Consider the following 23,672-nt stretch of genomic DNA (forward strand, 5'->3'; position numbering starts at 1 on the left):
AATGTATTCGGACCGCGGGCCTGCCAGTCGCACACGCAACAGATCGCCACGGAAGTGGGATTTTCAGGTGTGGATGACTCATACGCGAAGTCGGTTTCTTGTAGTCCCTCAATCAGCGCATGCTTCAAGAGGGCACAGGGAACCGCATGCTCAAGTGTACTACAGGCAGGTGGCGCCAAAATTGACACATCCGCACAAGGACAAGGGACGTGCATCACACGCCGGAAACCTCCACAAAGCGGTGGAGATCGGGCCGGGGGCCATCCGTACGGACCCATGCTTGGGGTCATGAAAATGGTTTCGTCCCTGGCAGGCTTAATGATTGGCACCGCCGTGCTGTTGGCCCCGGCCAGTGCTTCCCCGCCCGCCCCTCGCCCTGCAAGCCAAGGCCTGGTCCCGGCCGGCGCATGGAGTTGGCCATTGCCCCCGGTGCCGCGACTCGTGCGCGGATTCGACCCTCCGGCCCAACGCTGGCTCAGCGGCCACCGGGGCGCCGACCTTCAGGCAGCCCCCGGTGACACCGTCCGCGCACCTTCCGGAGGCATAGTCTCCTTCGCGGGGCACATCGTGGACCGGCCGGTCATTGTCATCAACCACGGTTCCGGTTTGCTCTCCAGCTTCGAGCCGGTGCGTAGCACCTTGGAGGTCGGCGCCATCGTCTCGGAGGGCGACGAGATCGGCATGGTCGGGGCCGGTGCGCACTGTGACGCGCTCTGCCTGCACTGGGGATTGCGGCTGGACGGTGAATACATCGACCCGCTGCTCACCATCATCGACACCCGCCCCTCGATTCTCTTGCCGCTGGACTAGCCGCTCGGCAGGCTTCGGGACCTGAATTCGCGATCCGCGTCCTCGTAGACCTTGATCATGAGTTGGGTCTGCCGGCTTTGCAGGAATGATGCAGGGTCGAAGGACGATGTCAACGGACCGTGGCCCGCCTTGACCTGGTCGACACAATCTTCCAGGGCCGTGGCGAGCGCGGCAACCGTATCGTCCTCGGTGAGCCAGTAGACGCCCTTGGGCAAGTCCTCGGCAATATTCCGGTCACTGAGCAGCGAAGGTGTGCCCAGGGCGGCCGCCTCGTAGACCGTCATGCCCTGGGTCTCGAATCCCTGGGACGTCTGGACCAGTGCATCGGCCCGCCGGAGCTCCGTAAGCATTTGCCCGTAGGGGACCTTGCCGCGGATAACCACGGTTGGCCTATCCATGGCCTGGGCCTTGGCTTCGGCCTTGGCCCGGTCCGCTCCGTCGCCAAAAACGTGGATCTCCGCGTCGATATTGGAGAGTGCCACGGCGTCGAGGAAGGGAAGCAGTCGCTTCTCCGCACTAAACCTCCCCACCCAGGCCAGCCTCGGCCGCGTGTTGGGTTTGGCGGATGGCTGGGCCAGCAAATCCGACGCGAGGCCATCGTCCATTCCGTTGGGAACGACCTCGACGCGCGCAAAAACGCGTTCGTCCTCCAACAGGCGGGCGAAATGGCTGGAGGGCGCGGTCACGCGTTGGGCGTGATCGGTGAACCGCTGCAGATATGTCCAGGCATCGGCAGCCACCGGCTTGCCCGTGCCCAGGAATGCCTTCTGGGCAAGGCCGAACCCGCGCTGGACCAGACCCGGCAGCGGCATAGTCGCGGCAATCCCCACATCGAGGCGGTTATGCATGGTGTGGACGACGGGAAGGTTGTTGTCCTTGGCGAACCGATAGCCAATGATGGCCTGCCAGAAGTCTGCCTGGACGTGCACCACGTCGACTGGTCCGCGCTCGGTCATTGCCTTGGCCAACAACTTGTCGCTGACCTTGCCGGGGATGGATATGGAGTACTCCCCCGGTCCCAGGGGCAAGGAAGGCAGCTCGATGACGGCCTGGTCGGGGATGTGCTTGCCGCGGTACTTGGGTGAAACGATCGTCACCCGGTGTCCTGCCAGCTCAAGAAACCGCCGCTGCAGCCGGACGGAGGTCTGCATGCCACCCAGGGTGTCGGGGTGCTGGTCGACAAACATAACGCAATGCATTGACCGGGCTCGTCCTTTCTGTAGTCGGGCGTGAAGCTGAAGGTGCGGCAGGCAGAGCATGCCCACGCGAGAGGCGCCAGGTTCCCTGACGATCAGGTAATTCGAGCCTAATAGAGAAGGAACGGCCATCGCCCAAAGACGTGGCGGGGCGTCTCGCGGGAATCTGGTTGTATGCTGACTTCTCCCGCAACTACCACCCCGAATGCGAAAAACGGCCTAGCCAGAATTCCTGCAAGGATTTTCTGACTAGGCCGTTGACGTGTAGGGCGGGTGGGGCTTGAACCCACGACCAAGGGATTATGAGTCCCCTGCTCTGACCAACTGAGCTACCGCCCCAACATGGATGTTCGATCGAATCACCGCCAACTGCGGCAATTGGCCAAACATCCCCAGCTATCCTAATGGATTCCTTCGCAGGTTTTCATCTTCCCTTGCCGGGAAACTCTGACTGGCGTCAGTATCAGGGAAGAAAATCCTCCGCGACGGCACCGCGATAGATCGCCTCGAAGGTGTCCATGGTCTTGCTGTGGCTGTGCAGGGCTGCCTTGGCATGGCCTGCTTTGCCCATCACCGCCTGCTCCGCAGCTGTCATGCCCAGGATCGAATCCAGCTTGCCAGCCAGTCCAGCCAGGTCCCCCGGCTCGAATAGGTAACCGTTGACTCCGTCATCAACAAGGTGCGGCAAGGCCATCGCATTGGCCAACACCACGGGCTTGGACGCCGAGAGCGCCTCCAGGGTCACCAGGGACTGGAGCTCAGCGGTTCCGGGCTGGCAGAACACATCGCAGCGCAGGTACGCTCTGCGCAGTTCTTCGTCGTCGACATGGCCCAGGAAGTGCACGCGGCTCGCAACCCCCTTTTCACGGGCAAGCTTTTCCAACGGCGCGCGCTGCTCGCCACCGCCGATGACCTCAAGGTGGGCATCGGGGACCGTCTTCATCAAAGTCAGCGCCTCAATGAGTTCGTTGACGTTCTTCTCAACCGCCAGCCTGCCCACGAATAGGATCGTGGGATATGGATTCCGGTCGATCGACTCCGCTGCGCCAAGCTCATAGTTGCTGGAGTCGATCCCGTTGGACAGCGGCAAGACCTTGTCCAAGCGCGCATACTGGGTCATCGCACGGGCAGCCAGCGGCGTCGGCGTGGTGACAACATTCGCCTTGCCCATGATCTTGCCCATGTCGCGCCAAGAGTTCCGCGCCACGATCTTCTTGAACCACTGGGGAAAAGGCAGGAACGGGTCCAGGTTTTCCGGCATGAAGTGGTTCGTTGCCACGGTTCGGCTACCGCGTTTATTGGCAAAGGCCAGGGCGCCTTGGCCGATCATGTAGTGGCATTGAGCGTGGACCACGTCCGGCTTGATCTCGTCGAGCAGCTGCTTGATCTCCGGGTTGACTTCCCAGGGGAAGCAAATACGGAAGTATTCATGCGTCGGCACGGCATGCGACCGCAGCCGGTGAACGGTGGCTTCGGGCAGGACCTCGGTGACAGTGGGCCCCTTGTCCGGCCGGGTGGCCATGACGTGCACCTCGTGCCCGCGCTCTGTCATGGCGGTGGCCAGTCGATAGCAAAAGACTGCTGCGCCGTTGACGTCCGGATGATAGGTATCCGCCGCAATCACGATTTTCAATGGTTTCTCGCCCGTCACGTGGTGCGTTCACTCCTTGACATGACCGCTATCGAGGCCACGGTTGTCGTTTCATTGTCTTGTTGGGCAATTGCAGGACTACGGCAAGCTCTATTTGCCATCGGTGACCTTGGTCCGCCGTCTGGCTTCGGCCTTGCGTTCAAGCACGTCCGGGTGATGTCGCGACAAGGCGATCACCCCTACGATAGCAATGCAACCGGCACCGACCATGCTTAGCGCGATGGCGGGTTGGACATTGGGATCCAGCTCACCCAGGATCGCGATGCCGATGGAGATCCCGACGATGGGGTCGATCACCGTCAGTCCGGCAATGACCAGGTCCGGCGGGCCCTTCGAATATGCGTTTTGCACGAAGTAGGAACCGAGCAGGCCGGCAACCACCACCGCCAGGATCGAGTACCACGAAACGTTGGCCAGGAACCGCCCGTTTGGATCGAGCAGCGACACGGAAATGGTGCGCACCAGCACCGCCACGAACCCGAAGAGGACCCCGGCACCCAGTATGTAGAAGAACGCGCCGAGTCTATGTGGGAAGACCACAACGGCCCCGCCGAAAACGGCAACGGCGATCGCCAGGATCAGGATGGTCAGCAGTTCCTGCCCGCTCGTGATCTTGTGCTCCTCGGCACTGACCTCGATGGCCAGGAAGACGAAGGCCGCACTTCCCACCATGCAGGCAATGATCGCCAGGATCGTGGGCCGATTCATCTTGATGTGGTGCTCGCGGGCATTGACCACCGTGGTGATGACCAGCGCAATTGCACCGATGGGCTGGACCACGGTCAATGGAGCGCTCGCCAAGGCATAGACATTCAGGCTCATCCCCATGGCGAGCAGGACCAAGCCCAGGACCCAGCGGGGAGTCCTAAAAAGACGAAGCATCCCCCATCCGGTCACATCCAGTCCGCCGGCGCTGGCGCGCACCGCACTGGATTGTCGCTGCGTGCCAAAGGCCAGAAAGAATGCCCCGGCAATCGCCGCCGTGACCGCTAGCCAGACCATTCAGTTCCCGACCTCAGTGCCCTGGCCTTGCTCCGCGCCTGTACAAAATACTGCATCGCAGCAATCACGTGAAGTACGCAGGCCAGCGCCAGTGCCCAAGTCGCGATGTCCCCCAGAATGCTTCCCTTGCCCCAATCCGTGTTTCCCAGCAGCAGCAACGGAGTCCCGACCAAAAGCAACGCGGTACGGAACTTTCCGAGGTTGCTCACCGGCAGATTGGGATTGCCCCGAAAGAGCACCCATGCGTTGATGATCAAGACGGCATCGGGAACCACGATGGAAAAAACCAGCCATGCCGGGGCTATTCCTGTCGACACAAAGGTCGTGGCGACAACAATCAGCGCCAGCCTGTCAGCCACGGGATCCAGCCACTTGCCAACGGTTGAGATCTGATCGAGGCGGCGGGCCGCAAATCCATCGATCCAGTCGGAGGAACCCAGGATTGCCAACGTGAGCGTAGCCCAGCCGTAATGCATGGTGAGCGTCTGCCAGACGAACACCGGCACCAGAAGGAACCTGAGAACAGTAATCAGGTTCGGCACCGTCCAGAAGGTGGCGAGCTCGCGGTATTCAAAGTTGTCGCGTGTCCCCGCTCCAAAAATGCGCATGCCCTCCTCTTTCATGGTCTGTTCTGTGCTCATGGACTGGTGGGACTATTCACGTGGCATGTAGTTCGCGCTTCCCCGTCCCCTGATCGGGTTGATCGACGGGAGTCGTGACCGGTGGTGCGGCTGTTCAGGGTTTTCAGCCTGGCCGCACCGGGTTATTGATTACTTGCTCAGTAGCTTGCGCAGGAAGATAAAGAACATCGTCACCGAGCCGGCCATGATCGCCAAGGGTTGCCACCGCTCGCGCAGGGCCTCCTTGGTGTTTTCGCCTTCAAAACCGCTGAGGGATCCCACCTTTTCGGTTGCCCGCTCCATGCCTTCGGAAAACTTCCCCGATGCGGTGTCCGCCAGGTGCCTGGCTTGGCCGGCGGCCTTGGACACCGCGTCGCCGGCGGCTTGTCCCGCGCCGGAGAATTTTTCTCCAAGGTGGAGTGGCACCTCGAGTTTTTGTCCCAGGCCGTCGCGGTGCAAGGCAATCTTTTCGCGACGTTCCCGGGTGCGGATGATCAGTTCGTTGTGCGTAGGCTTCTCGGCTTTTGCCTCGTGATCGTCCTTCTTGGCTTCCTTCTCGTCCTGCTCGTCCTTCTTCTTGGACGGTTTCGGCTCGTCAAGCGTCGAAACATCGAAGGCGCTGCCGTCCTTGACCACGCCAAGGTCGTGCCGGATCCCGCGAATTGCTTCGTCAGGCAGCAGCGGCATGGTCTTCTTGAACTTGAAGAAGGCGAATGCGGCAAGGATCAGTGCCAGAACGAGGAATCCGGCAGCGACAAGCAGTGCTGCCAGCCAAGGTTCAATGACCGTTCCGATTCCCATGATCAGGGCCACGACCAAGGCAATTATCATGAAGGCCAGCAAGGCCAGGGCCACGATACCGGCACCTGCAGCAATGCCAACGCCAATGCCCTTTGACTTCAGGACGATGGCGGCGATGCGTGCTTCGTCAGCCACCTGGTTCGGGATCAGGTGGCTAAGTCCGCTTACCTGTCCCTTGATGGTTAGTGGCGTTGACTGGTATTGGTTTCCAGTCGATTCCGATCCAGACATGGTCTCTCCGTTTCATGCGGCCTAGGCCCGGGCCGCTCAACCCAAAACTATCACCCGGACGTGCCTAAACGGCTCAACCTGCAGGGGTACACCCAGGGTATGAGATCGACTTGAGACAAGAAATCCCCGCCCTCCAATGGAGAACGGGGTTTCCTATGTGCGCTCCTCCGACTGGACTTGAACCAGTAACCCTTCGATTAACAGTCGAATGCTCTGCCAATTGAGCTACGGAGGAATGAAGCAGGTAAAACACTACCAGAGCGCCGATTGGAACCCCAAATCGAAAGCTGGTTGATCAGCCCGCACGCCCGGAGCAGGTCCCCACTACCGCTGGCGCTGTACCCGCTTCTCGTCCCAGACCGGTTCCGCTGACTCGTAGACCTTTCCATCGGAACCGAAGACCAGGAACCGGTCGAATGACCTGGCAAACCAGCGGTCGTGGGTCACCGCCAGCACGGTACCGACGAACGATTCGATGGCCCTCTCCAGCGCCTCCCCCGAATGCAGGTCAAGGTTGTCGGTCGGCTCGTCAAGCAGCAGCAAGGTTGCCCCGGAAAGCTGCAACAGAAGGATCTGGAATCGTGCCTGCTGTCCGCCGGAGAGGGAATCGTATTTCTGCTCCGCTTGGCCGGCCAGGCCGTAACCGTCAAGCGCTCCGGAGGCCGCTTCCCTGGCCATGCCCGAGCGGTGTTCGTCGCCTCGATGCAGGATGTCCAGCAACGTCCTGCCCAGGAGGTCGGGTCGGCTGTGGGTCTGGGCAAAGAACCCGGGACGGATGCGTGCCCCAAGCTTCACCGTTCCGTTGTGCGGGACCTCGGCAATCTCGACCTCCGAGACCGGCAGGTGTTCGCGTTCCGGGTCGGTTCCGCCCGAGGCCAACAGCCGCAGGAAGTGGGACTTGCCCGAACCGTTCGAGCCCAGGATCGCCACGCGGTCCCCGAACCAGATCTCGTTGCTGAAGGGTTTCATCAGCCCGGTGAGCTCAAGCTTCTCAGCGACAATGGCGCGCTTGGCCGTTCGCCCGCCCTTGAGCCGCATGTTGACGTTTTGTTCAAGAGGGATGGCCTGGGGCGGACCGGCCTCGAGAAACTTGGCAAGGCGCGTTTGGGCGGCGTGGTACCGGTTGGCCATGTCCGAGCGGAAGGCGGCCTTGTTCTTGTACATGTTCACCAGCTCCTTGAGCTTGGCGTGCTCCTCGTCCCACCGCTTGCGCAGTTCCTCGAAGCGTTCGTTGCGTTCGCGCCGTGCGTCGACGTAGGAACCGAACGCGCCGCCGTGGATCCAGGCCGTGGCGCCGGAGTGGCCGGGTTCGAGGGTGACGATGCGGTTGGCTGCGTTGTTCAGCAGTTCGCGGTCGTGACTGATGAACAGGACGGTCTTCGGCGAGGCGTTGAGCCTGGCTTCGAGCCAGCGCTTGCCCGGGACGTCGAGGTAGTTATCGGGCTCGTCAAGCAGCAACAGCTCGTCAGGGCCTTCGAAGAGGGCCTCAAGGACCAGCCGCTTTTGCTCGCCGCCGGAAAGTGTTGATGCCAGGCGGTGGGCGGCACGGTCGAAGGGCACGCCGAGCGCCGCCATGCAGACCTTGTCCCACGCGGTTTCCAGTTCGTAGCCGCCGGCATCTCCCCAGTCGATGATGGCCTGGGCATAGCGCATCTGGATTTTCTCGTCGTCGGATTCCATCATGAGCAGCTCGGTTTCATCCACGGCCTTCGCAGCTGCCGCCAGGTCCGCCGAAGCCGTGGAAACCAGCAAGTCGCGCACGGTGGACTCGTCGCGCACCTGGCCAACAAACTGCCGCATGATGCCCATGCCCCCGGATCGACTGACAGCACCCTCATCCGATTTCAGGTCCCCGGCAATGATCTTGAAGAGCGTCGTCTTTCCCGCGCCGTTGGGGCCGATCAGAGCGGTCTTTGATCCCGAGGTGACCTTGAAGGTCACGCCACCCAGGAGTTGGGTTCCGTCGGAGAGGAAGTAATGGATGTCGGATACGTCGATATGAGCCACCTTCCCATCCTACTGATGTCCCGGCCTGGAGCCCCACCGGGGGCACCCCGAGACCCCGGCAAGGTCCCCCGGTGTAGTCCAGCGTGTTCCCCGTAGTCGTGCACTGGGCGGATGCCGGCCACTTGTACCCGGTGTCGCGCACCGAACTTTGTCGAATCCGTGGCGCGAGTTGTCAGTGAAGTCGCGAACCGGTTGCGGCCGGTTATTGAAGTTCGAGCGGACCGAACTCCAGCTGCCGCCTATCGCGCACCCAATGGGCTCCGGTGTCCCTGCGCTGGGCATCGGTCGCGAAACGATAGCGATAGGTCAGTACTCGGATGAAGCGCGGCTTCCTGCCGGAAAACGGGACATGGCCCAACAGTGCCAGAGTCCGGGCATCGGCCTCCAGCAACCTGACCACGAGCGCATGGAACCAGCGCTGGTTCAAGGATCCCAGCGGCAGGAACCACATCATCCAGTCCAAGCGCAGATGATAGGGCGCGAATTGGCGCGGTCTCTTGGAAACGTCCCCCGGTTTCCCCTTGAACCCATACTCTAGCCAGGTGGCCTCGACAGGTGATTCGTCCTCGGTGCCCTCGATGACGACTTCGATCCGCTCCCTGGTGACCGAGCCGAAGGCACCGTAGGCGTTTCCCAATTGCCATCGGTTGAAGGCCGCATTCATGCGCTGATCGGATGAGAACAGGTTGCGCAGCGCTGGAACGGAGAGCACGGCCAACAGCAGCGTGCCGATCAGCACGATCACGGTCCACCAGATGGGTGCCTCCGCTCGCGCGCTGCTTTCGGGTGGCAGCCAGGGGAAGAGCCGTCGCAGCACCGGGTCGCTGACCCGGCAGAAAGCCAGCACGATGGTGATCCAGTTCAGCCACGCGAAGTTGCCGGTGGCCACCAGCCACAGCTGGGTGGCAATGATGATGCCCGCCGCGATGGAGGCCAGTGACTGGGGCGCAAACAGCAGGAACGGGATCGCCAGTTGGGCGCCGTGGTTGCCCGCCGCCTCGCAGCGGTGCCACCATTTTGGGGCCAGGTGGGCCCGGCGGCTGAACGGCCCGGGCATCGGCTGTGTTTGGTGGTGGTAGTACATGGCCGTGAGGTTTCTCCAGGCCGGGTCCCCACGCCACTTGATCATGCCCGCTCCAAACTCCAGCCGGAACACCAGCCAGGCGATCAGCAACAGAATGGTTAGCGGTGGCGGGACCTGCCGGGAACCGAGCAGGCCCACCGTGAACCCGGCCTCCAATAGCAGCATTTCCCAGCCAAAACCGTAGAAAATCTGCCCCACGTTCACGATCGACATGTACAAGCCCCAGAGGGCAAGGAAGGCGAAAAGCGGCAGCCACGGAGGTCCAGCCTGGGGAAGCCCGACCACCAGTACCCCGGAAATGGCACACCCTGCGGCGCACACCGCCACCAGTTTCCGGTCCGAGTACCCGATCCTGCTAAATATCGTAGGACGGGGGGCGCCGGGTCCGCCAAGCAGCCGGGGCGCGGGCAGCAGGCCGCGTTCGCCGGCAAGGGCCCGGAACTGGTTCAGGGTGGAAATGAAGGCAATCAGGTAGATCAGCGCAACCCCGCGTTGCAGGATTTCGCGGGCCATGCCGTAGTCGTACGCCGCCAGCCATTCCATGGCATCAGCTTAGATTCATCGGGACACGGCGGCCATGCCCTGCCAACGGGGCCATAGGCGAGAAGCGCGTGCCTGTCTGCTTGCCAGACTGAGCGGGGCCAAATCCGGTGCAACGCACTGGGTCGTTATCCCCGTCAACGCCGCCTTGGAGTGTCCTCAATGGCACCCTCCCGCCCTGGTGGGTTAACGCAAAAGAATCCGCATTTTCTGTGACGAAAATACGGATTCTTTTGTTTTGGCTCCTCCGACTGGACTTGAACCAGTAACCCTTCGATTAACAGTCGAATGCTCTGCCAATTGAGCTACGGAGGAATGCAACGAGAAATACTCTACACAAGGTTTCGGGAAAACAAAAATCGTCGCCCACACCCGGCTGCAACTAGTCCTGGCGCAGTGCCCTGCGGCGCAATTCCAGCTCCAACAGCTCGCGATTGATGCGCTGGAAGCCCTCCGGATCCCCCGCGGGATCCATACGTTGCAGCTCACCCATCTTCTCCGCCTTCAAGTGTGTGATTTGCAGCTCAAAGAGACGATTGATGATGTCATTGCAATAGCGCAGCAATGCCTCGCTGGTGCTTGCAGGCAACGGAGTCACTGCCAGTTCGGAGACAAATGATCGCAAGGGTTCCGGGACTTCCTGCCGGATGGCCTCGACCCATTGCGACGGGGTGGCACCTGCCATTCCGGCAGCGCGCACGGCATCGTGCACCGCGGCATGGGCAGGGGCCATGAAGCGGGCGTCATAGAACGCCTGCCATTGCTCCGGTGTCAACTGCGCCGGCTGCTGCAGCACGACTTCCAGTGCCTCGCGTTCCATCCGGGATACCGGATCGCGCGGATCGGGTCGGGAGTAGACCGGGGCGGCAGGTTGCTCCGGTGCCGCATGGCCGGCGCTTCCGCGGACCGGTTCCTCCGCCTTGGGCATCCGGTTGCGTCGCACCGAGGCCCCCACGGCCCGGTTGACGTCCTCCATGTCCATGCCGAGCCAACCGGCAAGTTCACGTGCGTAGGCCGGGCGAATGGCCGAATCACGGATCTCGGCAACAATCGGGGCACTGACGCGCAGCGCCTGCACCCGGCCCTCGACGGTATTCAGGTTGTAGTTCTTCAATCCCGCCTTGATGGCGAATTCGAAGAGCGGGCGCTTGGAATCGATGAGTTCGCGCACCGCCTCCGGGCCGCGCTTCTGCCGCAGGTCGCACGGGTCCGCTCCGGTCGGCTCGACGGCGACGTAGGTCTGGGCGATGAATTTCTGGTCTTCCTCGAAGGCGCGCAGGGCGGCCTTCTGGCCGGCGGCGTCGCCGTCGAAGGTGAAGACCACTTCGCCGCCGGATCCGTCGTCACGCAAGAGCCGCCGGGCAATCTTGATGTGGTCGGTGCCAAAGGCGGTGCCGCAGGTGGCAACCGCGGTGCCGATGCCCGAAAGATGGCAGGCCATCACGTCGGTGTAGCCCTCGACCACGACCAATTGGCGGGTCTTGGTAATTTCCTTCTTGGCCAAGTCGACACCGTAGAGGACCTGGGACTTCTTGTAGAGCTGGGTTTCGGGGGTGTTGAGGTACTTGGGCCCCTGGTCGTCCTCGTAGAGCTTGCGCGCTCCGAAGCCGATGGTGGCTCCGGTGAGATCGCGGATGGGCCAGATCAGGCGACCGCGGAACCTGTCGTAGATGCCACGGTTGCCCTCGGAAAAGATGCCGGTGAGCTTGAGTTCCTCGTCCTGGAAGCCACGCCCACGCAGGTGCTTGAGCAGCGCGTCCCAGCCCTGGGGCGCGTAGCCGACGCCGAAGTGCGCTGCGGCCTCCGCGTCGAAGTCGCGTTCGGACAGGAATTTCTGCCCGGCCGCGGCTCCGGGGGTGGTGAGTTGTTCGCGGAAGAACTCCTCGGAGATCTTGTGGGCGTCGAGCAGTCGCTGGCGGCGGCCGGTTTCCTCGCGGCGCGGGCCGGTGCCCCCGTCCTCGTAGTGCAGTTCGATGCCGACGCGGCCGGCCAACTGCTCCACGGTCTCGGAGAAGGTGCCGTGGTTCATCTTCTGCAGGAAGGCGATCACGTCGCCGGACTCGCCGCAGCCGAAGCAGTGGAAGGAACCGACCTGGGGGCGCACGTGGAAAGACGGGGAACGCTCGTCGTGGAAGGGGCACAGGCCCTTCCAGGAGCCGACACCGGCGGACTTCAGCGTCACATATCCGTCGATGACTTCCTTGATGTCCGTGCGGTTGCGGACTTCGTCGATATCTTCACGCTTAATCAGGCCTGCCATACACCCAGTCTAGTGACGATTCGAGGATGGAATGCGCCGTTCCGCTGCGGGCTGTGGATCGGGCTTGCCGGCCTAGAAGAGCCGTTCGTTGAAGCTCTTGCCCAACACCAGGGTGGCGTGCCATTCGATGGCCGAGGCGTCGGTGAGCGAGGCCACCTGGTCGATGACTACGCGCAGCCGGCCCGCGTCGTCGGCGGCGTCGCGCCAGTCGGCCGCGAAGAGCGGCTCGAGGTACTTGTCCCCGGTCTCGGCCAGGAGGGCCACCAGCTCGGTGAGGATTTCGCTTTGCCGCGCATAGATGGGCTTGCGTTCGTCGCTGGTCATCACATAGGCGGTGGCCAGGCCCTTCATCGCGGCGATCTCGTGTTCGGTGGATTCGGGGACGATGAGCGCGGCGTTGAAGCGGGTCAGCTCCCCCGGCCCGAACTGCTCGCGGGTGGCGTCGATGGCCGACTGGCAGAAGCGCCCGATGAACTGGCTGGTCATGTCCTTCAGTGCCGCCATGGAACGGCGCGAGCCATCGGCGTGCGGCACCCATTCATTGGTGGCCTCGAGCCGGGCGAAGGCGGCATCGATGACGCCGTCCTCGACGTGCGGCAAATACCATTGCCGGGTGAAGGTGATCGCCCGGGCCCGCTGGTCCTTGTCCTTGATCCAGCGCAGCTGGAAGCGTCCGGCGTTGATGGCGTCCTCGACGTCGTGCACCGAGTAGGAGATGTCATCGGCCAGGTCCATGACCTGTGCCTCGATGCAGGTTTGCCGAGGTTGGGCGCCGGAGCCGGAGCGCAGCCAGTCGAAGACCGGGGCATCGTCGACGTACGCCCCGAACTTGGAGGTCTTCTTGCCGTTCTTCTCCGGGGCGTCTTCGCGCAGCCACGGGTACTTGCACGCGGCATCCAGCGAGGCGCGGGTGAGGTTCAGCCCGGCGGAGGCACCGGTGTGCCTGAAGGTCTTGGTCTCGATCCGGGTGAGCAGTCGCAGGGTCTGCGCGTTGCCCTCAAAGCCGCCGATGTCGCCGGCCAGCTCGTTCAGCGCCTTCTCCCCGTTGTGGCCAAAGGGCGGGTGGCCCAGGTCGTGGGCCAGACAGGCGGTGTCCACCACGTCCGGGTCGCAGCCGAGGGTGGCGCCGAGCTCGCGGCCCACCTGGGCCACTTCGAGGGAGTGGGTCAGCCGGGTGCGGACAAAGTCGTCGGAGGAGGGCGCCACGACCTGGGTCTTGGCCCCCAGCCGGCGCAGCGCCGAGGAGTGCAGTACCCGGGCGCGGTCGCGCTCAAACGCCGTCCGGTACGCCTTCTTGGGCGGTTCGGGTACCCATCGATCCTCGTCCGCCTCGGTGTAGCCGGGAATCTGCAACATTGGGCTCCTTAGCCGCCGGAAACGTCTAGTTCGGCCGCGGAAATCATGGCCTTGTGCTTCTCGTCCATCTCGCGCGTGGCAAGCCAGCCGTCGGGCAGGTGGGTCTTCTTCGGGGATCCGGCGCGTCCGCGCTGGCCCTCGGCGTCCTTGCCGGGGTACGGCATGGACAGATCCAGCTGGTCCAGCAGTTCGCGCAGCACCTCGAGGGTGGGCACCTGGGCCAGGGCGGAGCGGATATCCCCGCCGACCGGGTAGCCCTTGAAGTACCAGGCCATGTGCTTGCGGATGTCGCGCAGGCCCTTGAACTCGTCCTCGAAGTACTCGGTGAGCAGTTCCGCGTGGCGGTAGACGGTCTCGGCGACCTTGGCCAGGCCCGGGGTGTAGCGCTTGTCGGTGCCCTCGAAGGCTGCCTGCAGGTCCCCGAAGAGCCAGGGGCGGCCCATGCAGCCGCGGCCCACGACGATGCCGTCGATGCCGGTCTGCTTGACCATGGCCACCGCGTCCTCGGCGCTCCAGATGTCGCCGTTGCCCAGCACCGGCATGTCCGGGAGGGATTCGCGCAGGCGCGCGATGGCGTCCCAGTCGGCCTTGCCGGAGTAGTACTGGCTGGCGGTGCGCCCGTGCAGGGCGACCGCGGCAACGCCGTGGTCTCGGGCGATCTTGCCCGATTCGATGTAGGTGAGGTGGTCCTCGTTGATGCCCTTGCGCATCTTGATGGTCAAGGGCACGTCCCCGCGGGCGGCCTCGGTGGTGGCCGCCTTGATGATGGAGGTGAACAAGTCGGTCTTCCACGGAAGGGCCGCTCCCCCGCCCTTGCGGGTGACCTTGGGAACCGGGCAGCCGAAGTTCAGGTCGATGTGGTCGGCGCGGTCTTCCTCCACGATCAGGCGCACGGCGGCGCCGACGGTCTTGGGATCCACGCCGTAGAGCTGGACCGAGCGCAGTTCCTCGTCCGGGTCGTGGGAGATGATGCGCATGGACTCGGCATTGCGTTCCACCAGCGCGCGGGAGGTGACCATTTCGGTGACGTACACGCCACCACCGTATTCACGGCAAAGCCGGCGGAAGGCCTTGTTGGTGATGCCGGCCATGGGGGCCAGGATCACCGGAGTGTCAATGGTGTGTTTTCCCAGCTGGAGCGGGGGCAGCTCAAGTTTCGCCGTCGAGGGCGCGCCGGTCTGGGTTACGTCGGAAATTGCAGTCACTAACCCATTCTCTCAAATAGATCCAAATCCGTGGGCGCCGGGCGCCAACTTGTGCATCACACCGGGAATAATGGGTGGCCTCGCAAGGCTGTACCCAAAGTACATACGTTTGCATGCAAAGGACAAGGCGTGAAAAAGATCGTTTTCCTGACCTTCGGCCACTCCGGAGGTTCCAGCAACTCCCCGCTGCCCACCGGGGCCGATGCCGTGCGCCAGATGATCGACTTGGCGGTCGCGGCCGAGGAATCCGGGTTCGACGGGGCCTGGATGCGGGTGCACCACTTCGGCAATTCGCTCTCCAGCCCGTTCCCGCTGCTGGCGGCCATGGCGGCGAAGACCACCACGCTCGAGGTCGGCACCGGGGTGATCGACATGCGCTACGAGAACCCGCTCTACATGGCCGAAATGGCCGGGGCCACCGACGCAATCAGCAATGGGCGCCTGCAGCTGGGCATCAGCCGTGGTTCGCCCGAATCCGCCCGCGACGGGCAGCACCAGTTCGGCTACGACCTGGAACCGGGGAACAACTGGGCGAATGAAACGCGCCGACGGGCGGCTCGCTTTCGCGCAGCCATCGCCGGGGAAGGCATGGCCCACCCGATGCCCGAACGCCACCACGACCAGGACCAATTGCTCCCGATCAACCCGGTCTCCCCGGGCCTGGAAAACCGGATCTGGTGGGGTGCCGCGACCATCGAATCGGGGCTGTGGACCGGCGAAGTCGGCATGAACCTGCTCTCTTCCACGCTTCTGCTTCAGGACGACGGGCGGCCCTTCCACGTGCTGCAGGCCGACCAGCTGCGCCAATACAAGGAGGCCTATGCCGCCAGCGGACACAGCACCGGCGGGCTGACCGCGGTGACCCGCAGCGCGTTCCCCATCACCACCGACACGGACGAGATCTACTTCGGGCGCCGCGAGCGCGGGGACTCCGTGGGCGTGCTGGACGGATCGGTTGCCCGCTCGGGCCCCACCTATGCCGGCTCCCCCGAGGAAGTCGCGCAGCAGTTCTTGGACGACGACGCGATCACCGAGGCCGACTACGTGCTCTTCGCCCTGCCGAACCAGCTCGGCGTGGACTACAACGCGCACGTGATGACCGAGATCGCGAACATCGCGCGCGAGCTGGGCTGGAAGAAGTAGTCGACCTGTCCCATCCAGTTGGCGTCCCGCCCCCCATAGCCGGGGACCGGAACGCCAAGCGCACTCCTGATTCGAAGGCCTATCGGAATTCCGGACCCGAGCCTTGTTTTTCCTCGTCCAGGGCAAGTGCCACGGCCAGTTTTCGCGCAGCGACCAGCTCAACGGCCGCCCCAACAGCCAGCACCAGCATCAGGATGGCCAGGGCAGTGAACAGCAGTCCGGCGACGTAGCTGTAGGCGCCGCTGAGCATGGTGTCGTGGTAAAAGAATTCGACGTTCTCCCCGACCGCGCGCACGTCGCCGGCCACGGTGAGCATGGCACCACCGGTGTGGACTGCCACCGGGGCAAGCGCCGCGAGCATTCCCGCACCTGCCACACCGGCAACGAATTTTGCCTTCAGCTTCCGGGCCAGGTCATCGACCCCGAACAGGCTCGGATCCCTGGGCCGCGGGGCCTGGGCCAACGAACGCAGCAACAGCACGGCAATCACCAGCAGAATTAGTGCCGCGGCAATCATGGGAACCCCAAAAAACCAGCCGTGGATATCGACCGATTGCGGCCCGGGAGTCAGCGGCAGGGCATAACCGACCTCGGGGTCGTCTGCGGCAGAGTTTCGCTGGACGACCATCCTGGTGAACCGACCGTAGGCATCCTTGCTCGAGGCCAGCCCCGTGGCCACCAGCCATCCGCACAGCAACAATGCGGCGGCCGCGGGAATTGCCATGGCCCAGCGCGGCCCGAAGCTCAGGAAACCACGGGGTTGCACGTGCGCCGATGCCGCCGTGGCGCCCGCAGCCTCGGGGTTCTTCCTCCGGGCGGCCAGCAGGGCCAGCAATCCCAGGGTCATCATCACCGCTACCAACGGCACCAGCAACCCCAGCAAGAGCGGCCACGCGTCATTGGCCTGCGGCGGGGCGAGGGGCGCTTCACCCAACGCGTCGTAGCATCTTTCCACGTCCGCCTCGGTGGCCCCCGGGCTCGACTCCGGCAAACGTTGACATGCCATGAATCCCTGGAAGTGTTCTTCGGTTTCCTCGAAATACGGCGCATGCGCTGCCGTTGCCACCCCGCGGGCCCACACTTCCATCGCCACGCGGAGCACCAGATAGACGGCAATGCCGGCCGCCAGCGCCCAGCCGGCGGCGGTGCGCCATCCGGCCAGGAGCGTTGCCGCCACACGCCGGGAGGGAACATCGAGCCGAGAGGTTTCCGCCCGCAGCTTCCCGCGGGTGCGCGGCACCGCGCGGATCAGGACCCAGAGGAGGGCCACCAACAGGATTGTTGCCGCAACCAGAATAAGAACCGTCGTCGTTGAGAGTTCCATCGTTCATCCGACCTTCCGCAGGGACCCTCAGGGGTCCGTCATCCGCAGCCTTCGACGCTGTGTCGATGTCCCGACACCTGGCGTGCGGACGCCGGCAGGTGGTGGCGGAGATGATGCGAAATCCTCAATTGGCCGTGCGATCCCACCCCACGGCCAGCAATCCCTGGGCCTGCTCGAGGCTCAGGCCCGCGGTTCGGGCAGCCCGGGCAAAGACCTGTGCCTCGGCGAGTGCCGGTTCGGCCAGGCCCCGGCCCGGATTGACCCGGGTTCCGGCGGCCCGGCCGGTGCGGACCAACCCCGCTGATTCCAATTCCTTGTAGGCCTTGGCCACCGTGCCGGCGGCCAAACGCAGGTCCCCCGCGAGCTGGCGCACGGTGGGCAGCTTCGCGTTGGCAGGCAGCACACCACTTTGAATCAATGCGGTGAGTTGGCTGCGGACTTGTTCGGCCGGCCCCGTGGGGCTGGCCGGGTCGACGGCAACTGTGCCGATATCCAGTTGACCCGCCGACGGCAAAATCGCGGGTTCGAGGGAACCACGGCCTTCATGTGCAATCGCCATGTCTGTTCCCCACCTTTCACCCCAAGCATCCGGGACGGGCAACTCCCCGTCCACTTGTACCACTGGGACAATACAACAGGGGGGCTGCGTCTTGTGTCAAGGTCCTGACACAAGATGCAACCAAACTTCTCCCGAACGTGACAATGGCGCCGGATGCTCCCCCCCCTCAAGGGGATGCATCCGACGCCATCGACGTTGCTGCGGTGAAGCTACCCGGTCGCCACGATGTGCGTGGTTGCGGTGACCGTTGCATGGTCGGCGCGAACCAGTGCGTCAACCAGCGAGGAGAGCACCACCATCGAACCGTCAACCTCCAGCTTCACCGGATACTGGTGCGCCAGCATGGCGAGCATCCCGCGGATCGGCTCCGCGGACTCGTCCAGGCCCAGCTCCGGGTTCCAGCCCAGCAACACGTCCGCGGGCGCATCGGCGCGCGCCGGGGTGTAGCTGATGGCAAAGGTGAGGATTTTCCCGCCCTTGGCCTTGGGCTTGTCGCGGAACACGATCACGCCCTGGGCGCCGGTCGCGTCGTCCAACAGCATCTTCTGCGCACTGCCCAGCGTCATATTTGCCGGGTCCCAGTGATGGGTCGCGTTGTAGAACTTGACGACGAGCTGGGTCAGCTCGACGCTGCCGGTGGCGATGTCGTCCAGGGTCAGCCCGTCGTCCTCGAACAACGGCAGCTTCAATCCGCCGGGCTCGACGACCACGTCGCGGGCGACCTGGATTTCCTTCATGCCCAGCGACGCGCAGAACCCGGCCGCAGCCACCGCGTCGGTCCCGGCGGTCCGGGTGTAGCGGGCCTTGAGCTCGGCCGGGTGCCCCGGCGGCAGCAGGGCGCGCAAGCGCGCCACCAGCTCGGTGCCCACCCCGGTGCGCCGGTGTTCGCGCGCCACCTCGACGTAGAGCCACAGGCGCGTCGGGTGCAGCGTCGAGGCGAAGACCACGCCCGCCGCGACCGCGATCCCCTCGTCGGTGGCCACCAGCGCCCGGCTGAAGGGCGCGTTCGAATCTTTCCGGAACATGGTCCGGTCCTGGTGGGCATGCGGGGATGCCGGGTCGCCGAAGATCTCCAGCAGCGCCAGGTCGTCCCCGTCACGCCAAGGCCGGAATTGGAGTGTCGACATGGTCCTAGGCTCCGTTGAGGCGCTCGGACAGGTAGGTGCGCACCTTGTCCAGGGCGACGCGTTCCTGGGTCATGGTGTCGCGGTCGCGGATGGTCACGGCCTGGTCCTCGAGGGTGTCGAAGTCCACGGTGATGCAGAACGGGGTGCCGATCTCATCCTGGCGGCGGTAGCGGCGGCCAATGGCACCCGCGTCGTCGAAGTCGATGTTCCAGGTCTTGCGCAGCTCGGCGGCCAGCGCCTTGGCCTTCGGGGACAGGTCCTCGTTGCGCGAGAGCGGCAGGACGGCGGCCTTGACCGGGGCCAGGCGCGGGTCGAGCTTGAGCACGGTGCGCTTGTCCACCCCGCCCTTGGCGTTCGGGGCCTCGTCCTCGACGTAGGCGTCGACCAGGAAGGCCATCATCGAACGGGTCAGGCCGAAGGACGGCTCGATCACGTACGGGGTGTAGCGTTCGCCGGTGGCTTGGTTGAAGTAGCTCAGCTCGGTGCCCGAGCCCTTGGAGTGGCTGGTCAGGTCGTAATCGGTGCGGTTGGCGACACCCATGAGCTCGCCCCATTCCGAACCCTGGAAGCCGAAGCGGTACTCGAAGTCGATGGTGCCGGCCGAGTAGTGGGCGCGCTCGTCCTCGGGGACGTCGAAGCGGCGCAGGTTCTCCTCGTTGATGCCCAAATCCAGGAACCAGGCCCAGCAGTCCTCGACCCACTTGTCGAAGAAGGCCGGAGCGTCCTCGGGTGCGGTGAAGAACTCGATTTCCATCTGCTCGAACTCGCGGGTGCGGAAGATGAAGTTTCCGGGCGTGATCTCGTTGCGGAAGGCCTTGCCGATCTGGCCGATGCCAAACGGCGGCTTCTTGCGGGAAGCGGTGAGCACGTTGTTGAAGTTCACGAAGATGCCCTGAGCGGTTTCCGGGCGCATAAAGTGCATGCCGGCGGCCGAGTCGACCGGGCCCAGGAACGTCTTGACCAGGCCGGAGAAGAGCTGGGGTTCGGTGAACTGGCCCTTGGTGCCGCAATCGGGGCAGGCGATTTCGCTCATGCCGTCGACCGGCTGGCGCTTCTTCTTGGCCACGAAGGCCTCGATGAGGTGGTCCTCACGGTGGCGCTTGTGGCAGGAGGTGCACTCGACCAGCGGGTCGGTGAAGGTGGCGACGTGGCCGGAGGCTTCCCAGACGGCCTTGGGCAGGATGATGGAGGAATCCAAGCCCACCATGTCCTCGCGCCCGCGCACAAAGGTCTGCCACCATTCGCGCTTGATGTTTTCCTTCAGTTCGGTGCCCAGGGGTCCGTAGTCCCATGCGGAGCGGGATCCGCCGTAGATTTCACCGGCCTGGAAGACGAAGCCGCGCCGTTTGGCGAGGGAGATGACTTGATCGAGCTTGGACTGAGGCGCCATAACAACTCCAATGGTTCACGAGGCCGCTGGTTGCGGTCCGTTGGGCGAAAACATACTCGCCCAGCCTAACGTGTTTGGGTTGTGAAGTTCGAGCGTCCCGGTGGCCGACGGTCAATGATGCGGGCCACCCCCGCACTCCCGCACCGGATGAGGTCCGGGACCCTTTCGGCCGCGGGGTGCACATAGCGAATCACCGGCTGCGGCTTCCGGGTGCAGGGTCTCCGTCGGCGGGGACGGATCAGTCGGCGACGGCAGGGAGGGCCTCGAGCGGGTCCAGCAGGGCGCCGCGCATTTCCTTGCTGAGTGTCGGCGGCACGTCGACGTCCACGTCCAGGGCCTGCAGGATCCGGCTGAGGTAGTTCCGGGCCGCCGCCGCCAGCGTGATGTCAACGATTTCCCGGTCGGAGAAGCCGAGATCGCGCAGTCGCCGGCTATCGGCCTCCCCCATGGCGGCCGAATCGGTACTCAGCTTCACGGCGAAGTCCATCATGGCGACCTCGGCGTCCTCCAGGCCCGCGGTGCGGTAGTCCCTGGCGATGCGCAGCAGTTCCTGCTCATCGAAGCACTTCAGTGACTTGTTTCCGTGGGCCAGACGGCAATGCCGGGACCCGATGCCCAGCGCCGCGGCCAGGGTCACCAGTTCGTAGCGGCGCATGCCCATGGATTTCGCGATCGACCCCTGCAGGGCTTTCCATGCCTCGAAGGCCTCGGGATTAATGGCCAGGACCTTGGTGTGGCTCGGGACGTACCCCAGGGCGGAGCGGTCGGCGGCATACGCGGCGGCGACGGCGCCCTGCGCCTCGTCCTCGCCGGCGGTGTGAAGAATACTCATGGCGTGGCGCCTCCCGGTTCCCAACGACAGGAATTCGGCCGCGCTTCCATGCCCGTTCCGTTTTCCCTGTTGGCGCGATCCTAGGACAGTCTGGCCCGCAGGCACATGGGGCCGATGCCCCAAGTTTCCGGGCATCCCCTGTCGGGTCCCTCGCCGCCAGGGTGACGGCGGGTGCGGTTATTTCCGCGCCCGGAGCATTCTGCCAAAGGGGATCGAGGCCAGCGCGACGGCTACAAGCGTCAACAGCGTCCCGGCGATCGTCGCGCCGTTGATCACGGCTCCGGGCGCGGGAACGAGAACGTCGATGAGCAGCGATCCCACGAGTTGGCCGCAGATCATGCCCAGTCCGGTCAGCAGCACGCCCAGGTGCCTGACAAGAAACGCCGACAGCCCGATGAACAGGCATCCCAGCGGGCCACCCAGGTAGTACCACCACTGGGCGGGCAGGGACTCCGGAAGCCCGACCAGCGGCAGGCGCACCAGCAGCAGGAGCGCAAGCATGGCCCCGCCGACGAAGAAGTTCACCAGCGTTGCCGCCACCGGTGTCCCGTAGGCCTGCGCCTGGACGCCATTGGCCGCGGACTGGAACCCCATGAGGAAGCCGACCACCAGCGGTATGGCCATCGGCAGCAGCAAGGCGGCAATGGACGCGGCCGACCCCATCCTGGGGCTCACGGCCCAGACGACTCCGACAATGGTCAATCCGGCGCCGAGCGCGCGGAGCGTGCTGATGCGCCGCCGCCCGCCGGGTCCGAAGCCAATGCCGTCAACCAGCAACGAACCCATGGTCTGGCCCGTGACAATGGAGACGGTGAACAGGGCGACGCCCAGCAGCGGCACCGTCAACGTCTGGGAGATCACCACGAACGCGCCGACACAGCCCGCGGCCAGGTACCAGAGGGGGAAGCGCTTCTCGCGCAGGGCGCGCGGGATCGCCATGGCCCCGGCGCGGGCACCGGGCAATAGCAGCGAAGCGATGGCCAGCACGATCAGTCCGGTGGTGAAGCTGACCAGCGAGGCGGCCACCGGATCCCCCAGCCGGAGTCCCAGGGCGCCGTTGATGCGGCTCTGGATTGGCATCGCCAACCCGGCCACCACGGCGGTCGCCACATAGAGCGGCGCCAGGGAGCGTTCCTTGCGCGGTGCGTGAGCCGGGGATGAAATCATGATGACTTCCGTGCCTTCCAGCGTGGTCGCCCGTTGGGTTGCCACGAGGCCACCAGGACCGCCAGCAGCGTGACAAGGGTTCCGACGATTTCGTTGGCGCCAACCAATTCGGGCGATATGACTAGGTCCATGACGAGGGAACCGACCAATTGCCCCGTCACCAGCCCCATGCCCAAAAGCAGGGCACCGAGCCGGGGAACCAGGGTGACACCCGTGACAACGAAGAGGATGCCCAGCGGCCCGGCAAAGTACATCCACCACAGCGGCGCGTGGGAGAATCCGAAGGATTCAATCCGCAGCACGGCCGCGAGTGCCATGGCCACCAGCAACCCGGCAGCGGCTGCCAAGTAGTTGACTGCCGTCGCGGTGGTGGTGGAGCCATAGGCCTTCCCGGCACGGCCGTTCATGGATTGCTGGAAGCTGACCAAGAGTCCTGCCCCCGCAGCTACGGCCAGGGCAATAAGAGCCTGGGGCGATTCGGCAGCCTGCGCTCCCGTACCCCAGGCGGCAATCACCGCGCCAATGACCAAGAGCCCCGCGCCAAGGAGTCGGATGCGGGTCACCGGCTGCTTCCCGGCCGGGCTGAACCCGATCATGTCGATGACGATGCTCGACAGTGTCCTGGCTCCGACAACCGCGACGGCGAAGAGGGCCAAGCCGATGCTGCCCACGCTCATGGCCTGGGCAACCATGTAATACGAGCCGACCAGTCCGGCCAGCAGGAACCACCTCGGGATGGTGCGGTCGCGCCACACGGAACCGAATTTCCTCCACCCCGCACGGGCCCCGGGAATCGCCACGCTCGCCACCAAGAGACAGGCCAGGGATGTGAGCGCGCTGAGAAGAGCCGCTGAAAGGTACCCGCCGAGGTACCCTGCGCCCTCGGAAGTGATCAAGGCCTGCAGGGGCATCAGCATCCCGGCCGACGCGGCCAGCGCCAAGGGGACTGCATGTGCTTGCGATTCGGGGCGTGCCACTGATCTCCTTGGGGACGGGTTTCCTACTAGTGCAACCTACTGCGAAGCCCCCAAGACAGCGCCATTATGTCGCCAACACCACAAAACCCGCCTGGCATCCTCTCCTCGTGCATATGCGGTCGAACGATGCGCCATGATGGATACATGGCAAATTCCGAAACATTCCCCATCCAAATCCGCGACGAGTCGATTCGACTGGGTCAACTGCTGAAACTGGCATCGTTGGCCGACGACGGATTCCACGCCAAGCAGCTGATCGAGGATGGCTTGGTGAAGGTCAACGGCGAAATTGAGACGCGCCGCGGCGCCCAGATCCGCAATGGCGACACCGTAACCGTCAACGGCGAGTCCGTCCGCGTGGAGTCCGCCTAGCAATAGTCCGCCCTCCCG

20 protein-coding genes and 3 tRNA genes are annotated in these 23,672 nt (G+C 64.2%); 3 read left to right on the forward strand and 20 right to left on the reverse strand.

Annotation, left to right across the window (positions count from 1 at the left end; genetic code table 11):
- The first annotated feature begins 318 nt into the window (after positions 1-318).
- The gene (locus tag Q2T94_RS01970) at positions 319-810 is read left to right on the forward strand and encodes a M23 family metallopeptidase (protein ID WP_302262688.1); all 492 of its coding nucleotides are present in this window, start codon (positions 319-321) and stop codon (positions 808-810) included.
- Here the strand turns inward: Q2T94_RS01970 and Q2T94_RS01975 are convergent.
- From Q2T94_RS01975 to dusB, 13 genes are all read right to left on the reverse strand, one after another.
- The gene (locus Q2T94_RS01975; RefSeq protein WP_302262689.1) at positions 807-1,997 is read right to left on the reverse strand and encodes a glycosyltransferase; all 1,191 of its coding nucleotides are present in this window, start codon (positions 1,995-1,997) and stop codon (positions 807-809) included. The two genes, Q2T94_RS01970 and Q2T94_RS01975, sit on opposite strands and share 4 nt — an antisense overlap.
- Positions 1,998-2,271: 274 nt before the next feature.
- A tRNA-Ile gene (locus tag Q2T94_RS01980) sits at positions 2,272-2,345 on the reverse strand.
- Positions 2,346-2,469: 124 nt separating this feature from the next.
- Positions 2,470-3,657 (reverse strand): glycosyltransferase, encoded by a 1,188-nt coding sequence (locus Q2T94_RS01985; RefSeq protein WP_302262690.1) that lies wholly within the window; start codon positions 3,655-3,657, stop codon positions 2,470-2,472.
- Positions 3,658-3,747: 90 nt separating this feature from the next.
- Positions 3,748-4,659, reverse strand: a complete 912-nt coding sequence (locus tag Q2T94_RS01990; protein ID WP_264268116.1) for a DMT family transporter — start codon at positions 4,657-4,659, stop codon at positions 3,748-3,750.
- Entirely contained in the window at positions 4,647-5,300 is a 654-nt protein-coding gene (locus Q2T94_RS01995; RefSeq protein WP_310288794.1) for a CDP-alcohol phosphatidyltransferase family protein, read from the reverse strand. The genes Q2T94_RS01990 and Q2T94_RS01995 overlap by 13 nt, the downstream gene beginning before the upstream one ends.
- Before the next feature lie 129 nt (positions 5,301-5,429).
- Positions 5,430-6,311 (reverse strand): phage holin family protein, encoded by an 882-nt coding sequence (locus Q2T94_RS02000; protein ID WP_302262691.1) that lies wholly within the window; start codon positions 6,309-6,311, stop codon positions 5,430-5,432.
- Positions 6,312-6,473: 162 nt separating this feature from the next.
- Positions 6,474-6,546 (reverse strand) — tRNA-Asn (locus Q2T94_RS02005).
- Positions 6,547-6,635: 89 nt separating this feature from the next.
- Positions 6,636-8,318 carry an ABC-F family ATP-binding cassette domain-containing protein gene (locus Q2T94_RS02010; protein ID WP_302262692.1) on the reverse strand — a complete coding sequence of 561 codons (1,683 nt, stop codon included), beginning with the start codon at positions 8,316-8,318 and terminating at the stop codon, positions 6,636-6,638.
- A 202-nt stretch (positions 8,319-8,520) separates the two neighbouring features.
- Positions 8,521-9,945: a lipase maturation factor family protein gene (locus Q2T94_RS02015; protein ID WP_302262693.1), complete on the reverse strand. Its 1,425-nt coding sequence runs from the start codon at positions 9,943-9,945 to the stop codon at positions 8,521-8,523.
- Positions 9,946-10,181: 236 nt separating this feature from the next.
- Positions 10,182-10,257: transfer RNA gene (locus Q2T94_RS02020), tRNA-Asn, on the reverse strand.
- A 67-nt stretch (positions 10,258-10,324) separates the two neighbouring features.
- A complete protein-coding gene (dnaG, locus tag Q2T94_RS02025) occupies positions 10,325-12,202 on the reverse strand; it encodes a DNA primase (RefSeq protein WP_302262694.1) in 1,878 nt (625 codons plus the stop codon).
- A gap of 72 nt (positions 12,203-12,274) precedes the next feature.
- Positions 12,275-13,558 (reverse strand): deoxyguanosinetriphosphate triphosphohydrolase, encoded by a 1,284-nt coding sequence (locus tag Q2T94_RS02030; protein ID WP_264268121.1) that lies wholly within the window; start codon positions 13,556-13,558, stop codon positions 12,275-12,277.
- Positions 13,559-13,566: 8 nt separating this feature from the next.
- Positions 13,567-14,763: a tRNA dihydrouridine synthase DusB gene (dusB, locus tag Q2T94_RS02035; RefSeq protein WP_302262695.1), complete on the reverse strand. Its 1,197-nt coding sequence runs from the start codon at positions 14,761-14,763 to the stop codon at positions 13,567-13,569.
- Positions 14,764-14,892: 129 nt separating this feature from the next.
- Here dusB and Q2T94_RS02040 point away from each other — a divergent pair, with 129 nt between their 5' ends.
- Positions 14,893-15,906 (forward strand): LLM class flavin-dependent oxidoreductase, encoded by a 1,014-nt coding sequence (locus tag Q2T94_RS02040; protein WP_302262696.1) that lies wholly within the window; start codon positions 14,893-14,895, stop codon positions 15,904-15,906.
- Between the two features lie 79 nt (positions 15,907-15,985).
- Here Q2T94_RS02040 and Q2T94_RS02045 read toward each other — a convergent pair whose 3' ends face one another.
- The 7 genes from Q2T94_RS02045 to Q2T94_RS02075 form a co-directional block, all read right to left on the reverse strand.
- The gene (locus Q2T94_RS02045) at positions 15,986-17,230 is read right to left on the reverse strand and encodes a hypothetical protein (RefSeq protein WP_302262697.1); all 1,245 of its coding nucleotides are present in this window, start codon (positions 17,228-17,230) and stop codon (positions 15,986-15,988) included.
- A 124-nt stretch (positions 17,231-17,354) separates the two neighbouring features.
- On the reverse strand, positions 17,355-17,789 hold the full coding sequence (locus Q2T94_RS02050; protein ID WP_302262698.1) for a GntR family transcriptional regulator: 435 nt from the start codon (positions 17,787-17,789) through the stop codon (positions 17,355-17,357).
- A 209-nt stretch (positions 17,790-17,998) separates the two neighbouring features.
- Positions 17,999-18,916: a GNAT family N-acetyltransferase gene (locus Q2T94_RS02055; protein WP_302262699.1), complete on the reverse strand. Its 918-nt coding sequence runs from the start codon at positions 18,914-18,916 to the stop codon at positions 17,999-18,001.
- Positions 18,917-18,920: 4 nt separating this feature from the next.
- Positions 18,921-20,306 carry a glycine--tRNA ligase gene (locus Q2T94_RS02060; RefSeq protein ID WP_264268127.1) on the reverse strand — a complete coding sequence of 462 codons (1,386 nt, stop codon included), beginning with the start codon at positions 20,304-20,306 and terminating at the stop codon, positions 18,921-18,923.
- A gap of 238 nt (positions 20,307-20,544) precedes the next feature.
- Complete coding sequence (locus Q2T94_RS02065; RefSeq protein WP_302262700.1) at positions 20,545-21,138, reverse strand: carboxymuconolactone decarboxylase family protein; 594 nt, start codon at positions 21,136-21,138, stop codon at positions 20,545-20,547.
- Positions 21,139-21,315: 177 nt separating this feature from the next.
- Positions 21,316-22,305 (reverse strand): DMT family transporter, encoded by a 990-nt coding sequence (locus Q2T94_RS02070; RefSeq protein ID WP_302262701.1) that lies wholly within the window; start codon positions 22,303-22,305, stop codon positions 21,316-21,318.
- The gene (locus Q2T94_RS02075) at positions 22,302-23,282 is read right to left on the reverse strand and encodes a DMT family transporter (protein ID WP_302262702.1); all 981 of its coding nucleotides are present in this window, start codon (positions 23,280-23,282) and stop codon (positions 22,302-22,304) included. The genes Q2T94_RS02070 and Q2T94_RS02075 overlap by 4 nt, the downstream gene beginning before the upstream one ends.
- A 144-nt stretch (positions 23,283-23,426) precedes the next feature.
- On the opposite strand from Q2T94_RS02075, the gene Q2T94_RS02080 reads away from it, so the two are divergent.
- A complete protein-coding gene (locus Q2T94_RS02080) occupies positions 23,427-23,654 on the forward strand; it encodes an RNA-binding S4 domain-containing protein (RefSeq protein WP_302262703.1) in 228 nt (75 codons plus the stop codon).
- Positions 23,655-23,672 lie beyond the last annotated feature (18 nt).

The organism is Paeniglutamicibacter sulfureus (assembly GCF_030512175.1).
Classification (GTDB): Bacteria; Actinomycetota; Actinomycetes; order Actinomycetales; family Micrococcaceae; genus Paeniglutamicibacter; species Paeniglutamicibacter sulfureus.

Coding starts and splice junctions, on each gene's coding strand:
- Q2T94_RS02030 (WP_264268121.1), bottom strand. CDS start 13,558: ATGTTGCAGATTCCCGGCTACACCGAGGCGGACGAGGATCGATGGGTA.
- Q2T94_RS02050 (WP_302262698.1), bottom strand. CDS start 17,789: ATGGCGATTGCACATGAAGGCCGTGGTTCCCTCGAACCCGCGATTTTG.
- Q2T94_RS02045 (WP_302262697.1), bottom strand. CDS start 17,230: ATGGAACTCTCAACGACGACGGTTCTTATTCTGGTTGCGGCAACAATC.
- Q2T94_RS02060 (WP_264268127.1), bottom strand. CDS start 20,306: ATGGCGCCTCAGTCCAAGCTCGATCAAGTCATCTCCCTCGCCAAACGG.
- Q2T94_RS02070 (WP_302262701.1), bottom strand. CDS start 22,305: ATGATTTCATCCCCGGCTCACGCACCGCGCAAGGAACGCTCCCTGGCG.
- Q2T94_RS02000 (WP_302262691.1), bottom strand. CDS start 6,311: ATGTCTGGATCGGAATCGACTGGAAACCAATACCAGTCAACGCCACTA.
- Q2T94_RS02015 (WP_302262693.1), bottom strand. CDS start 9,945: ATGGAATGGCTGGCGGCGTACGACTACGGCATGGCCCGCGAAATCCTG.
- Q2T94_RS02080 (WP_302262703.1), top strand. CDS start 23,427: ATGGCAAATTCCGAAACATTCCCCATCCAAATCCGCGACGAGTCGATT.
- Q2T94_RS01970 (WP_302262688.1), top strand. CDS start 319: ATGATTGGCACCGCCGTGCTGTTGGCCCCGGCCAGTGCTTCCCCGCCC.
- Q2T94_RS01975 (WP_302262689.1), bottom strand. CDS start 1,997: ATGTTTGTCGACCAGCACCCCGACACCCTGGGTGGCATGCAGACCTCC.
- Q2T94_RS01990 (WP_264268116.1), bottom strand. CDS start 4,659: ATGGTCTGGCTAGCGGTCACGGCGGCGATTGCCGGGGCATTCTTTCTG.
- Q2T94_RS01995 (WP_310288794.1), bottom strand. CDS start 5,300: ATGAGCACAGAACAGACCATGAAAGAGGAGGGCATGCGCATTTTTGGA.
- Q2T94_RS02055 (WP_302262699.1), bottom strand. CDS start 18,916: ATGTCGACACTCCAATTCCGGCCTTGGCGTGACGGGGACGACCTGGCG.
- dnaG (WP_302262694.1), bottom strand. CDS start 12,202: ATGGCAGGCCTGATTAAGCGTGAAGATATCGACGAAGTCCGCAACCGC.
- Q2T94_RS02065 (WP_302262700.1), bottom strand. CDS start 21,138: ATGAGTATTCTTCACACCGCCGGCGAGGACGAGGCGCAGGGCGCCGTC.